General features: G+C 69.0%; 13 protein-coding genes. 9 read left to right on the top strand and 4 right to left on the bottom strand.

Annotated features, from left to right (window positions below; all coding sequences use genetic code 11):
* Nucleotides 1-131 precede the first annotated feature (131 nt).
* From xylB to ACFVWG_RS14215, 3 genes are read left to right on the top strand one after another with little or no spacing between them, the layout of a single operon-like run.
* Nucleotides 132-1,547: a xylulokinase gene (gene xylB, locus ACFVWG_RS14205; RefSeq protein WP_391543660.1), complete on the top strand. Its 1,416-nt coding sequence runs from the start codon at nucleotides 132-134 to the stop codon at nucleotides 1,545-1,547.
* A 26-nt stretch (nucleotides 1,548-1,573) separates the two neighbouring features.
* The gene (locus tag ACFVWG_RS14210; protein WP_391543661.1) at nucleotides 1,574-2,011 is read left to right on the top strand and encodes a DUF3592 domain-containing protein; all 438 of its coding nucleotides are present in this window, start codon (nucleotides 1,574-1,576) and stop codon (nucleotides 2,009-2,011) included.
* Nucleotides 2,012-2,053: 42 nt separating this feature from the next.
* A complete protein-coding gene (locus ACFVWG_RS14215) occupies nucleotides 2,054-2,485 on the top strand; it encodes a DUF3592 domain-containing protein (protein ID WP_391543662.1) in 432 nt (143 codons plus the stop codon).
* Here the strand turns inward: ACFVWG_RS14215 and ACFVWG_RS14220 are convergent.
* From ACFVWG_RS14220 to ACFVWG_RS14230, 3 genes are read right to left on the bottom strand one after another with little or no spacing between them, the layout of a single operon-like run.
* Entirely contained in the window at nucleotides 2,482-4,548 is a 2,067-nt protein-coding gene (locus tag ACFVWG_RS14220; protein ID WP_391543663.1) for a hypothetical protein, read from the bottom strand. The genes ACFVWG_RS14215 and ACFVWG_RS14220 overlap by 4 nt on opposite strands.
* Nucleotides 4,549-4,607: 59 nt before the next feature.
* Nucleotides 4,608-5,861 (bottom strand): sensor histidine kinase, encoded by a 1,254-nt coding sequence (locus tag ACFVWG_RS14225; RefSeq protein ID WP_391543664.1) that lies wholly within the window; start codon nucleotides 5,859-5,861, stop codon nucleotides 4,608-4,610.
* Nucleotides 5,858-6,553, bottom strand: coding sequence for a response regulator transcription factor (locus tag ACFVWG_RS14230; RefSeq protein ID WP_391543665.1), 696 nt, complete (start codon nucleotides 6,551-6,553; stop codon nucleotides 5,858-5,860). Before ACFVWG_RS14230 ends, ACFVWG_RS14225 begins: the two co-directional genes overlap by 4 nt.
* 127 nt (nucleotides 6,554-6,680) lie before the next feature.
* Between ACFVWG_RS14230 and ACFVWG_RS14235 the strand changes: the two genes are divergently transcribed.
* The 6 genes from ACFVWG_RS14235 to ACFVWG_RS14260 all read left to right on the top strand — a co-directional run bounded on the left by ACFVWG_RS14235 (nucleotide 6,681) and on the right by ACFVWG_RS14260 (nucleotide 12,486).
* The gene (locus ACFVWG_RS14235) at nucleotides 6,681-7,142 is read left to right on the top strand and encodes a hypothetical protein (RefSeq protein ID WP_391543666.1); all 462 of its coding nucleotides are present in this window, start codon (nucleotides 6,681-6,683) and stop codon (nucleotides 7,140-7,142) included.
* The gene (locus ACFVWG_RS14240; RefSeq protein ID WP_391543667.1) at nucleotides 7,139-8,161 is read left to right on the top strand and encodes an AAA family ATPase; all 1,023 of its coding nucleotides are present in this window, start codon (nucleotides 7,139-7,141) and stop codon (nucleotides 8,159-8,161) included. Before ACFVWG_RS14235 ends, ACFVWG_RS14240 begins: the two co-directional genes overlap by 4 nt.
* 11 nt (nucleotides 8,162-8,172) lie before the next feature.
* Nucleotides 8,173-9,192: a DUF58 domain-containing protein gene (locus ACFVWG_RS14245; RefSeq protein WP_391543668.1), complete on the top strand. Its 1,020-nt coding sequence runs from the start codon at nucleotides 8,173-8,175 to the stop codon at nucleotides 9,190-9,192.
* On the top strand, nucleotides 9,189-10,127 hold the full coding sequence (locus ACFVWG_RS14250) for a VWA domain-containing protein (RefSeq protein ID WP_391543669.1): 939 nt from the start codon (nucleotides 9,189-9,191) through the stop codon (nucleotides 10,125-10,127). The genes ACFVWG_RS14245 and ACFVWG_RS14250 overlap by 4 nt, the downstream gene beginning before the upstream one ends.
* 321 nt (nucleotides 10,128-10,448) lie before the next feature.
* The gene (locus tag ACFVWG_RS14255) at nucleotides 10,449-11,090 is read left to right on the top strand and encodes a S1C family serine protease (RefSeq protein WP_391543670.1); all 642 of its coding nucleotides are present in this window, start codon (nucleotides 10,449-10,451) and stop codon (nucleotides 11,088-11,090) included.
* A 922-nt stretch (nucleotides 11,091-12,012) separates the two neighbouring features.
* Entirely contained in the window at nucleotides 12,013-12,486 is a 474-nt protein-coding gene (locus tag ACFVWG_RS14260; RefSeq protein ID WP_391543671.1) for a YkvA family protein, read from the top strand.
* Here ACFVWG_RS14260 and ACFVWG_RS14265 read toward each other — a convergent pair.
* Complete coding sequence (locus tag ACFVWG_RS14265; protein WP_391543672.1) at nucleotides 12,468-12,737, bottom strand: hypothetical protein; 270 nt, start codon at nucleotides 12,735-12,737, stop codon at nucleotides 12,468-12,470. The two genes, ACFVWG_RS14260 and ACFVWG_RS14265, sit on opposite strands and share 19 nt — an antisense overlap.
* Nucleotides 12,738-12,742 lie beyond the last annotated feature (5 nt).

A 12,742-nucleotide genomic window follows, 5' to 3' on the forward strand; every position in this document is an offset into this window, starting at 1 on the left:
TGAGACCCGGACCGCCATCACCCACTAAGTCGTCCCGAAGGCCCTTCCGCACGCTCGGCTGAGCGTGCGAGGGCCGGCTCGGCGGAGGTTAGACGGTGGTGGAGGTCCGCCGTCGAGATCAAGGAGCCGAAATGCCCGAGCCGAGACTGGTCGCAGGGGTGGACTGTTCCACCCAGGCGACCAAGGTGGTCGTGTGCGATGCCGAGACCGGCGCAGTACTGCGTGAGGGCCGGGCGCCGCATCCGGACGGGACGCAGGTCGACCCGCAGGAGTGGTGGAAGGCGTGGGAGATCGCGTCGGCCGGCCTGCTCGACGGCGTCGAGGCGATCGCCATCGGTGGGCAGCAGCACGGCATGGTCCTGCTCGACGAGGCCGGTTCAGTCGTCCACCCAGCGGTCTTGTGGAACGACACGAGCTCCGCTGACGCCACCACCGAGCTGATCGCCGAACTCGGCGGCCCCGAAGCCTGGGCCGAAGCAGTCGGCTCGGTCCCGGTTCCGTCCTTCACGGTCACCAAGCTCCGCTGGATCCGCGATCACGAAGCGGCTGCCCGCGCTGCGGCCGTCGTACTGCCGCATGACTGGATGACCCACCAGCTCGCCGCTGACCGGACCGGCATCGAGGGGATCACCACCGACCGTGGTGACGCATCCGGGACGGGATGGTGGTCGCCGGCTACGAACAGCTACCGCGAAGACTTGGTTGAGCGCGCTTTCGGGCGTTCGCTAAAACTTCCGCGCGTCGCCGGGCCGGCCGAGATTGTCGGTCGTACGGCGTCCGGCGCGGCGCTGGCCGCGGGGACCGGGGACAACGCGGCGGCCGCGCTCGGCCTCGACCTGCAGGCCGGCGATGTCGCGATCTCGCTCGGAACCAGCGGTACGGCGTTCGCCCGTTCCGCGCACTCGACCGCAGACTCGAGTGGCTTTGTCGCCGGGTTCGCGGACGCGACCGGCGAGTACCTGCCGCTCGTCTGCACGCTGAACGCCGCCCGCGTGATGTCGGCGACCGCGCAATTGCTCGGCATGACGCTGCCCGAGTTCGACGAAGCCGTTCTCTCGTCACCCGGCAGCCAAGGGCTCGTCCTGCTGCCCTTCCTTGACGGCGAACGAACGCCTGACCTCCCGCACTCCACCGGCCTCGTCTACGGCCTCACCCGCGCCACCATGCAGCCCGCCACCATGGCTCGCGCCGCAGTCGAGGGCCTGCTCTGTGGCTTGGCCGACGCGGTCGACGCCCTCCGCGCCCAAAGCATCCCCGTCAACCGCCTGCTCCTGCTCGGCGGCGGCGCCCGCTCCCGCGCCGTACAGGCTCTCGCTCCGGCTCTGCTCGGTGCTGAGGTCGTCCTCCCCGAACCGGCTGAGTACGTGGCCCTCGGTGCCGCCCGGCAAGCCGCCTGGGCCCTCACCGGAACCCTCCCCACCTGGCATAACCCCCTCGGCAAGCCCGAGCCGGCCGTGTCGGTCGACGCCGCCCAGATCCGCGCCAACTACGCCCAGGTCCTCACCAACACCCGCCCCCTCCTGTCGTCGCCGTACAACGGGAGCTGACCCGGTCGATCGGGCATTGTGGCGGCGTGACCCAGCAACAGCAACCGCGCGTAACCGTTCGATTCGTCGTTGCCTTGGTGGGAGCGCTGGCGTTGCTGGTGCTGGGGTCGATGCAGGTTGCCGACGTGTACTGGCTGCGGCACCGCGGCGAGGTGGTCACGGCGACGGTGGTGGACGTGCAGCACAGTCGCCGTACCGACACGATGAAGGTCAACTACCTCACCCGCGACGGCCAACCGGTGACGGCGAAGACCTCGCATTACTACTCCGCCGAGGTCGGTAAGACGATTGAGGTCCGCTATGACCGCGAGAAGCCGCACCGCATGCAGGCCGCGAACTACAGCCTCGCCTACACCTTCCCCGTCCTCGTGTACGGCGGCTTCGCGGTCTTTGTGGTCCTCTTCTCCCTCGTCGACCTCCGCTACAACGTCATCAACCGCCTCCGGGGAATCGCCGTCCGCTAAGAGCTCGGGAGCCGACGCGCCAGGCCGTGCGTCGTACCAGCCGTGAAGCACAGCAGACCGGAGGGGACTCCGCGACCGCGGCCGCCGCGGCGGTGGCGGCTGGGGTACGAGGGCGTGGTGCTGGTGATCATGGCGTTCGTCTTCGTCGGCGTCGGCTGGTCCGAGGTGGACGATCTGTACGCGCTTCGGCATCGCGGCGAGGTGGTCACGGGCACGGTGGTCGACCGGTACGGGGGCAAGACCGAGCACCTGGTGGTCGAGTTCGTGACTCGCGGTGGGGCGAAGGTGCAGGCGGACACGACCCACTTCTTCGACGCCGAGGTCGGGCAGCCGATCGAAGTCATCTACGATCGCGACCACCCTCAGCTCATGCAGACCGCCGACTACGGCCTTGACTACGGACTGCCCGCAGGGTTGTACGGGGTGGTAGCGGTGGGGTTCGCGATCGCCGGGGTCGTGAAGTTGCGGTACTAGCTCCAGGTGTCGTGGCGGAGGGTGGTTCCTTCGGTCCACCAGTGTTGGGCGGCGTTGGCGGCGTCCAGGGACCAGACGTGTTGGGAGGAGCCGACGGACGCGGCCGTTGGGTCACCGGTGATGCCGGTGCCGATGGTTTCGCGGACGAGGCCGGTGCTGGGGGACCAGGAGACGTGGACCAACTCTCCGGCCGTGGTGCGGTGCCAGAGGTGTTGGGCGTCGCCGACCTGGAGGAACGCGGGGCGGCCGACCGCGCCGCCCGTGGACCATACGTCGGTTCGCCAGCCTTCGCGGGCGTTCCACCACCAGTGCCGGAGGTCGCCGTTCGAGGTGGTCGCCCAGATGTGCTGGGCGTCGCCGATCTGCGCGGTGACGGGATCCCCGGTGACGTCGCTGCCGATCGTCTCGCTCCGGAAACCCTGCGGTCCCGTCCACCAGATGTGCCGGATGCGACCGTCGGTGGTTCGTACGACGACATGCTCGGCATCCGCAACCAGAAGGGCACTGGGCCGTCCCGCGAGCCCGCTGCCCCAGGTGTTGCGCTGGACGGCCTGGCCGGGTGACCACCACCAGTGCTGAAGGTTGCCGGAGGCATCGACCGCCCAGGTGTGTTGGGCACTCCCGTTCACCAGTGCGGCCGGGTCGCCGGCCAGCCCGGTTCCCCAGGTGTCGTGGTAGCTGCCGCTCGCCGGGTCCCAGAACGAGTGCTCCAACGCACCACTCGTCGATCGCCAGAACACGTGCTGCTGCGCGCCGTACAGGAGTGAGACCGGTTGCCCGGCGACCGCCGTACCCCAGCTGTCGTTGTGCATCCCGTCCCGGCTGTCCCAGAACCAGTGCCGCAGCGTGCCGGTCGAGCTCGTCGCAAACAGATGCTGCTGGTACTGCGTCAGGAAGACCTGCCCCGCCTCGACCGCCGACCGACTTCCCACCGGTACGGCGGCTCCCGCGCCGGGCCAGGCGCGACACAACCCACCCGCGTCGTAGTCGGTCGCGATCTGGAACACCGACTTCCCGTCCGCTGAACCGAGTAGCGGGTTGCTCCAGGTCGGGCACACCCCGTTCCCCGGATCCGGAATCTGCACCGGCGCGGTCACCTCGAACCAGTCCCCGTGCCCGCTCGCCGCGTTCCCGAAGAACATCTTCCCGTCCCCGGCCGCGAAGGACCCGTCGGCGTTCCGCACCCGCATCGAGTTCAGTACGACGGTATTCCCGCTGACCGTGATCGTCGGCGTACTGGCTGGATATCGCCCGTCCGCCGTCCGGACCCGGGTGCCGGCATCGGTCGCCGTACCCCAGTTCCACCCGTCGGTCGACCAGCGGACATAGGCCTCGCAGACGTGCGATCCGCCGCAGATCTCGTAGCTCATCAGATAGCTACCGTCCGGAACCTTCCGTACGACGGCCATCCCCGGCCGGGCCGTCGTATCGGTCAACGCCACCACGTCCCGCGGTCCCGTCCAGGTCACGCCGTCGACCGAGGCATGCTCGACCAGCTTCTGGCTGTGCACGCCGTCGGTCTCGTCGGAGTAGAACATCACCAGCCGACCGTCGGTCGCCACCGTGAACTCGGGCTCCCAGGTCCCGGCCGCGCTCGGCGACTTGTCCACCTCGGCCAGGAACGTCCAGGTCCGGCCTTGGTCCGCCGACTTCCAGACGTGTTCGCTCATCTGCCGGCCGGCTCCCGCGTCGGCACCCATCGACGCCGCCCACAGCAGGGTTCCGGCCGGCATCGCGCCGACGGCCTGCGGCAGTTCGTAGAGCGTGTGGCAGCACATGCCGAACTTGTTGTCCGGATCGTTGGCCTCGCCGACCTTGGTGAAGGTCAGGCCGTTGTCGGTGCTGTGGTGGATCGCGCCGACCCAGTCCTTGCCGTTGTTCGTGACCAGGGCGGCGACCAGCATCCCGTTGCCCTGCTGCTGATGCTCGAGCCGAATCACCCTGGGATAGAAGGCATAGCCGGCCGCCATCGGCGTCCCGCCACCGATCGGCACGGCCTGTGCCGGTATCGGCAGGCAGACCGCCAGGAACATCACGACCAACCCAGCAAGCACTTTGCGCATGTGTTGACGGTGCCGCAGTGACCCGCAGGTGGAGAACCCCTTCGACTCCAGCCGAAACGTCAGATCCTGGGGCCGAGCGGATCTTCCGCGGGCGGAGCGGGTGTACGGCGGACATCGTCGGTCAGCGAGCGGTCGGGGAGCCAGATGACGAACGTGCTGCCGACACCCAGCTCGGAGTGCAGGGCGACGGTGCCGCTGTGGGACTCGGCGATCTGGCGGACGATGGCGAGACCGAGGCCCGCGCGGCGTTGGCCGGTGGAGGGAACGGTGGCGGGCGGTTGCGGACGGCCGGCCCGGTAGAAGCGGTCGAAGACGCGGTCGGCGTCGTCGGCGGCGATGCCGGGGCCTTCGTCGCGGACGGCGATCCACGCCCAGCCGTTCTGGCTGCCGACGGCCAGGATGAGTTGACTGCCGCCACGGGCGAGCCGGACGGCATTCGAGAGCAGGTTGTCGACCGCGCGGCGCAACGCGGACGCGTCGCCCGCGGCGATCGGTCCGGGAGACAGACGTCGTACGACGTGGAGTTCGCGATCCGCGGTGAGCAGGTCGTACTCCTCGGCCGCCTCACTCGCGATCGTCGCGAGGTCCACGTCGGCGTCCACGAACGCGGGTGACGAGCGGCGGGCGGACGCGAGCAGGTCCTCGACCAGCCGGGTCATCCGCTGGATCGCGCGGCTCACCATCGCCGTCGCCTGCGCGCGTTCCTCGGACGGGGTGTCGTCATGCGCCAGTACGGCGTCGACGTTCGCCTGGATGACCGCGAGTGGATTGCGTAGTTCGTGGGAAGCGTCGTCAACCAGCTGCCGTTGCGCGACGAACGCGGACTCGAGTCGCTCGAGCATGTCGTCCACGGTGTCACCAAGGTTGCGCAGCTCATCGCGTGGACCTTCGAGAGCGATTCGCCGGGAGAGGTCGGTCGCGGAGATCTCCTGTGCGGTCTCGGTGATCCGTCGTACCGGCCGTAGTGCGCGCCCGGACAACCACCAGCCGGTCCCGAGGCTCACCAGGAACAGCGCGCCCATGCCTGCCGCGGAGTAGTTCCGCAGCGTCTCGAGGGTCTGGAAGTTGACCGCCGACTGGAAGCTGGCGATATCCGCGGCCTCGAACTTCGATCCGACCTGGACCTGGATTTTGCCGCTGTGGTCCTTGTAGTACGGCTTCACGGTGATCGGGTTCAGCGGTTGCGGGTTCAGATAGGCCCGGAGCGCGAAGTAGACCCCGCCGAGGACCAACGCGGACAGGGCGATCAGCACTGCCGAGTAGGTCAGCGTCAGCCGGAAGCGGATCGTCTGGGTGAACGGCGGGAGGTTCATGTGTCCTCACCTCGGAGCCGGTAGCCGCGGCCGATCACTGTTTCCAGCACTGCTTCTTCACCGTCCTGGGTGAGCTTGCGACGCAAGGTCCCGACCGTCACCCGGACGCTCTGGGTGAATGGATCCGCATTCTCGTCCCAGACATGTTCGAGCAGTTCCTCGGCCGACACCACATGACCTGGCCGCGACATCAGATACCGCAGTACGCCGAACTCCTTGAGGGTCAGCGCGAGTTCGCGACCGTTCCGGGTGGCCAGGTGGCGGGCTGAATCGAGGACGAGGTCGCCGACGTGCAGTTGGGTACTGCCGTTCGTCACGTCGCGGCGCAGCAGCGCGCGGATCCGGGCCAGCAGCTCGACCAGCGCGAACGGCTTGGTCAGGTAGTCGTCGGCTCCTTCGTCCAGACCGCGGACCCGATCGGCCAGCGAGGCGCGCGCGGTCAGCATCAGCACCCGCAACTCCCGCCCGGACGCGACCTCGATCTCGCCGCGGCGGACCGCGCGGCACAGGTCGAGCCCGCTGGTGTCCGGCAGCGTGATGTCCAGGATCGCCAGGTCGTACGCCGTCGTCGCCAGCTTCTCCACCGCCTCGGCTCCGGTCAGTGCCGTGTCCACGGCATAGCCGGCCCGACCGAGTCCGGAGCGCAACGCGCTGACCAGGCCTTCCTCGTCCTCCACCACCAGTAGTCGCACCAGACCAAGGTAGCGGTGTTGGCCGGGTCCGCCGGTCAGCTCTTTCGCTCGGCTTTCGTTCTCCTTTCCGGTCGTTTTCGGCGGTCCTTGATGAGGTGGGGACCAATTCAACCGAAGGAGCTTCTCGATGAACATCCCAGGCAAGCGGCTCGTCCTCGGTGCGGCGGTTGCCGTGGCGGCCCTGGGGGCCGGTGGGGTCGCCTACGCGGTGGGAGGCGACGACCCGGCGCCGGAACAGGGCTATGTGACCTACGACCAGGGCGCGGCCGCCGACCAGGGAACCGCGGCGACGCCCAGCCCCAGTACGTCGGCTGCCAGTACGTCGGCCCCCAGTACGTCGGTCCCCAGTACGTCGGTCCCGAGCGCACCGGCGCCGAGTACGCCGGACCAGAGCACGGCGCCGAGTACCAAGCCGAAGCAGGGTGATGGGCGGCACCGGGGTGATTGCCCGGACAAGAATGGCAGCCAAGGCCGGCCTGCACGGCCGACGCAGCCTGCCCAGCCGACGCAGCCCCAGCAGACGGAGCCCGCGCAGCCGCAGCAGACCCAGCCCGCGCAGCCTGAGCAGAACCCGGCTGACGACGCATGACCGAGACACATGTTGCGCGTCCCGGTGTGACGGCGGCCGCCCTCGAGCACGCGTTGTTCGAGGTCAAGCGGGTCGTCGTCGGACAGGACCAGCTGGTCGAGCGGATGCTCGTCGGATTGCTTGCCCGAGGCCACTGTCTGCTGGAGGGTGTGCCCGGAGTCGCCAAGACGCTCGCGGTCCGGACGTTGGCTGAGGTGATCGGTGGCCGGTTCGCCCGGCTGCAGTTCACTCCTGACTTGGTCCCGGGCGACATCATGGGCACCCGGATCTGGCGGCCGTCCACCGAGGGGTTCGACACCGAGCTCGGACCGATCTTCGCCAACCTCGTCCTCGCCGACGAGATCAACCGGGCTCCCGCCAAGGTGCAGTCGGCGTTGCTGGAGGCGATGGCCGAGAACCAGGTCAGCATCGGCGGCACCAGCTACCGGCTGCCCGACCCGTTCCTCGTGCTCGCCACCCAGAACCCGATCGAGTCCGACGGTGTCTACGCACTCCCCGAGGCGCAGCGGGACCGGTTCCTGCTCAAGATCACCGTCGACTACCCGAGCCCGATCGAGGAGCTGACGATCCTGCAGCGGATGAGCGCCCGGCGTCCACACGCGAACGGCGTACTGACTCCGGAGCAGGTCCATCAGTTGCAGCAGGCAACGGAAGAGGTGTTCGTCCACAACGCCGTGGCCGAGTACGTCGTCCGCCTGGTGCACGCGACTCGCGCTCCGCAGCAATACGGGCTGGCGGATCTGGCCGGCGTACTGGAGTTCGGTGCTAGCCCGCGAGCAACCCTCGGTCTGGTCGCGGCCGGTCGTGCGCTGGCGCTGCTGCGCGGTCGGGACTACGTGCTGCCGGCCGATGTGTACGACGTTGCTCTCGACGTGATGTCGCATCGCTTGGTGCTCACGTTCGACGCGCTCGCGGACGGCGTCGACCCGCGGTCGATCGTCGCGCGGATCCTGCACACCATCGAGCAGCCGCACGTCGTACCGTCCGACTCCGACGTCGCGCAAGGCTCGGCCGCCTGATGAGGGGCCTCATGACCGGGCCTGACCTCCTTGCAGGTCGGGAGCGGGCGTTGCGGGCGCTCGAGCTGACTGTGAAGCGGAAGCTGGAAGGGTTTCTGCACGGTGACATCACCGGGCTGCGCAGCGGTCCCGGCAGTGAGCCGAACGAGGCGCGGCCGTACCAAGCCGGTCAGGACGACGTCCGCCGGATGGACTGGAACGTGACCGCGCGGTCGCTCGACCCGCACGTCCGGGCGCCGCTTGCCGAGCGGGAGCTGGAGACCTGGGCGCTGCTGGATGCGTCCGCCAGCATGGACTTCGGGACCGCGCTCAGCGAGAAGCGGGACCTGGCGATCGCGATCGTCGGCGCGCTCGGCCTGCTGGCCAGCGGTCCCGGGAACCGGCTCGGCGTCCGGATCGCGATCGGTGACGAGGTACGGCGAGTACCCGCTGCCGCTGGTGCGGCCCAGCTCCGGCGCTCGCTGCGCACGCTCCTTTCGTTGCCTAGGGCAACGCCAGGTGAGTACCCGCCGACCGACCTCGCCCGTGCGATCTCGCGGCTGAATCGCGAACATCCAAGGCCGGGGCTCCGGGTGGTCGTCTCCGACTTCCACGACGACCCGTTCACGCCAAGAATCGTCGCCGGCGGATCCATCGGTCGAGCCGCCGCCCGGCGTTCAGGTGAAGGTGAGGGCGCGCTTGGCTGGGCTGATGCGTTGCGTCGACTGTCTGCCCGGCACGAGGTGCTGGCGATCGAGGTCCTCGATCCGCGTGAGCTCGAACTGCCTGAGGTCGGTCTGCTCACGCTGGTCGATCCCGAGACCGGTCGCCGTCGCGAAGTGCAGACGAGCAGCAAGCGACTACGCCGCCGGTACGCCGAAGCGATGGCCGCGCACCGCGATCGGACCACCCAGGCGATCCGTGGTGCCGGCGCCGCGCACCTGGTGTTGCGGACCGACGACGACTGGGTCCGCGACGTCGCCGCCTTCGCCACCTCCCGCCGTCGGGCGAGTGTCCGTCGGCCCCCGACTTCGAGGACCGGTGTCCGATGAGATTCGAGCAACCCCTGTGGCTCTGGCTACTGGTGCTGGTCGCGGCCCTGGTCGCGGCGTACCTGATCGCCCAGCGCCGACGGAGCAAGTACGCCATCCGGTTCGCGACCCTGCCGATGCTGGAGAAGGTCGCCCCCAATCGGCCCGGCTGGCGCCGGCACGCGCCAGCCGCGGCCTTCCTCGCAGCCCTTACTGTGTTGACGATTGCGATCGCCCGCCCGGTGGCCGACATCCGCGTCCCGCGAGAGCGAGCCACGGTCGTGGTCGCGATGGACGTGTCGAACTCGATGGCTGCGACGGACGTGGCGCCGAACCGGTTCGAGGTCGCGAAGCAGGCAGCGGTCGAGTTCGTGCAGAACCTGCCGGAGAAGTTCAATGTCGGGCTGGTCGCGTTCGCCCGGACCGCGACGGTGGCAGCGGCTCCGAGCACCAACCACCAGGCCACGGTCGACGCGATCAACGGTCTGCAGTTGCGGGACAGCACCGCGATCGGGGACGCCGTACTGACCAGCCTGCAAGCGGTCCGGACGATCGACCCGGATGACCCGCCGCCGAGCCGGATCGTGCTGCTCTCCGACGGTGGCAACACCTCGGGCAGCCCGATCGACGAGGCCGCGCAGGCCGCCGTACAGGCTGGTGTTCCGGTGTCGACGATCGCCTACGGTACGCCGGAAGGCACGGTCAACCTGGATGGGCGCGAGGTCCCGGTTCCGGCGGACACGCAGGCACTGCAGACGCTCGCCGAGTCGACCAACGGCTCGTCCTACGCGGCCGAGTCCGATGAGCAACTCCGAGACGTCTACTCCGATCTGCAGTCCTCGATCGGGTGGACCACCGAACCGCGCGAGATCACCAACCTCGTCGCCGGTGTCGCCCTGGCCGCGGCGCTCCTGGCCGCACTGGCCTCTCTCCTCTGGTTCTCCCGCCTCCCGTAGTAGGAGCCCGACATGTCTCCACACCTAGGAAAGCCCTTCCGTGGCCCGGACTACGTTCCCGGACCTCCGCCGGCGGCACCGCCACCTGCTCCACCCACCTTCTCCGTCACCCCGGCCTCCGCCGCGCCACTGGCTCCCCCCTCTCTGGTGGCGGCGGCACCTCAGGCCGGGGTGACGGGTCCGCTCAATTCCTTCCCCGCCCCACCGCCCCGGTCAGGCGGCCGCCGTACCGGCCTTGTGCTTGGGACGTTGGCGCTCTCGCTCGTCACCGGTGGGTTGGCGGGTGCGGTGACGGGAGGTTGGGAACGTGGACCCGACTCGGTGGAGTTGCCGCAGGCGGCGGCTCCAGCGGGTGGGGCGCAGCAGGGGTCGATCTCGGCGGCTGCGGCGAGTGTGCTGCCGGGAGTGGTGTCGGTACGTGCCGGGCAGGCGACCGGCTCCGGATTTGCGATCGACCCGCAGGGGCACGTGGTCACCAACGCCCATGTGGTGGAAGGAGCGAGCGATGTATCACTGGTTCTGTCGAACGGCCGCCAGGTCGACGCGGACGTTCTCGGCGTCGACGCGAACAACGATCTCGCCGTGCTCCAGGTCTCGACCGCCGACGCGTCGGGACTGCGCGCGCTCACGCTCGGCCGGTCCGCACAGCTGCATGTCGGCGACCCGGTCCTGGCCGTCGGTTCACCACTAGGCCTGGAAGGAACCGTCACCGCCGGCATCGTCAGCGCCGTCGACCGCCAGGCCCGGTTCGGCGACAACAACACCCGCCAGTCCGCCATCCAGACCGACGCCGCCATCAACCCGGGCAACTCCGGCGGCCCCCTCGTCAACGCCGCCGGTCAGGTGGTCGGCGTCAACACCGCCATCGCCACCCTCGGCAGTTCCCGCTCCGGCAGCATCGGCATCGGCTTCGCCATCCCCGTCGACCGCATGACCACCATCGTCCGCGGCCTCATCGACTAACCCCATTTGGCTGGCTAGCCACTCGCGTTGGGGGTTCTGCACCCTGGTTAACGGTGTAGAACCCCCAACCTCGGTGTAGAACCCCCAACCTCGGTGCCTAGCCAGCGAAATCGGGCCGGGCTGAAACGATGTGTCAGGGACGAGAACGGTGTGTTTGCGTGCGGGCGGATGGTCGCTCGCCACTCCAACCGCTGCCGGGCATGTGCGCACGTGGTTCCCCGCCGCCGCTCTTCACGTGCACTCGTCATATGCACTCGTCGGGGGCTCGCACCCCCGGTCGTGCCCTTGAACAAGTTATGACCTGTTCCCGCCCACCACTTCGTGTTCAAGCCCCCGGTTGGTGGCTCGTACGGCGTGCTGGTCACTCGCCGCCGCGACCGCGGCGAGGCCGGTACGGCGGGGTGGTTGCTCGCCATTCCGTCTGCGGCCGGGGGCGTGGGTTTGTGGTTGCTCGCCGCTGCGGCCGATTTACAGTGGCGGGTGGCTGGCGTGGGCGCGGGCTGAGGGGGATGGTTCGGCCGGCGATCGCGTTCCCGTTGTCTGGGCTTCCGGGTTGTGGCTGAGGTCCAAGATCCGCGCCGAGCAGACGGTACTGGTCGCCATGTGGACAAACGTTCCACCCAGCGAACGGGACGGCCGGCATGGGGGCATGTTCCGCGTTACGGGTGAACTTTTCGGGTCCATGCGCCGAAAAAGTCACCGGTAACGAGCAGCCGGACCGATCCGCTGGTTGATCGCGCTAATGGGTGAGTTTTGGGGACTCGGTGACGAAAATCCACCAATTAACGCGGGCCACCGGGCGCGGCCGCAACCCAAGCGCCCCCGGGCCCCGGCCATCAGATGGTGGGGCGGGCGCGGCGGGTTGCGGAGTGGCGATCCGCGTGGGCCGCGGGACGGACGTGTCGGGCTCTAGAGTGGGTGGATGGTGTATTTCGGTGGGTTGCTGGCGCTGATCGGGCTGGGCACGTTGGTGTTCCGGGACGCCGACGTCATCGGGCTGCCGGCGCCAGTGGTGGGTGTGGCGTTGCTGGTGATCGGGGCCGGGGCGTCGGTGTTCGGCTTCCTCCGGAAGCGGAAGGTCCGGGCGCGGAAGATCGCCAAGGGCGAGCCGGTGCCGGTCGGGGACGTGATCGAGCGGGCGCGCGCGTTGCCGCGGATGCTCCGGGCGGCCCGCCAGGGCACGTACGGCGACCTACCGAAGACCCGGATGGGGTTGTGGGTGTTCGCGTTGATCTACCTGGTGTCGCCGTTCGACATCCTGCCCGACCTCCTGCCGGTCATCGGTGTCACCGACGACGCCGGCGTCCTGGTCTGGCTGCTGACCAGCGTCTCGACCGCGGCCGGCCTCTACATCAACCACGAACGCCAAGAGATCCGTCAGCGCCCACTCGACTGACCGAGCCAGTCCTCGACATCGCCCGCAGCCTCGTCAGGATGCTGATAGGCGAACAACTGCAAAGGATCAGTCGGTACGTCGGACGCTCGGTACGCCAACCGGGTTGCCGCGTTCACCAACTCCCGCGCCGCGGACAGCACGAGCTCCGCTTGGGCCAGCGCCGCCTCCGGGTCGTCCAGTTCGGCCGCCGAGCGAGCCAGGTCCGAGACCTCGCAGGCTTGGTACGCCATCGCCAACTGGGCCCTGTTCATCCGAA

Source organism: Kribbella sp. NPDC058245, assembly GCF_042882005.1.
Classification (GTDB): Bacteria; Actinomycetota; Actinomycetes; order Propionibacteriales; family Kribbellaceae; genus Kribbella.

Excerpts from the sequence above, each read along its gene's own strand:
- ACFVWG_RS14265 (WP_391543672.1), bottom strand. The coding sequence starts at position 12,737 with ATGAACAGGGCCCAGTTGGCGATGGCGTACCAAGCCTGCGAGGTCTCG.
- ACFVWG_RS14220 (WP_391543663.1), bottom strand. The coding sequence starts at position 4,548 with ATGCGCAAAGTGCTTGCTGGGTTGGTCGTGATGTTCCTGGCGGTCTGC.
- ACFVWG_RS14235 (WP_391543666.1), top strand. The coding sequence starts at position 6,681 with ATGAACATCCCAGGCAAGCGGCTCGTCCTCGGTGCGGCGGTTGCCGTG.
- xylB (WP_391543660.1), top strand. The coding sequence starts at position 132 with ATGCCCGAGCCGAGACTGGTCGCAGGGGTGGACTGTTCCACCCAGGCG.
- ACFVWG_RS14240 (WP_391543667.1), top strand. The coding sequence starts at position 7,139 with ATGACCGAGACACATGTTGCGCGTCCCGGTGTGACGGCGGCCGCCCTC.
- ACFVWG_RS14250 (WP_391543669.1), top strand. The coding sequence starts at position 9,189 with ATGAGATTCGAGCAACCCCTGTGGCTCTGGCTACTGGTGCTGGTCGCG.
- ACFVWG_RS14260 (WP_391543671.1), top strand. The coding sequence starts at position 12,013 with ATGGTGTATTTCGGTGGGTTGCTGGCGCTGATCGGGCTGGGCACGTTG.
- ACFVWG_RS14245 (WP_391543668.1), top strand. The coding sequence starts at position 8,173 with ATGACCGGGCCTGACCTCCTTGCAGGTCGGGAGCGGGCGTTGCGGGCG.
- ACFVWG_RS14225 (WP_391543664.1), bottom strand. The coding sequence starts at position 5,861 with ATGAACCTCCCGCCGTTCACCCAGACGATCCGCTTCCGGCTGACGCTG.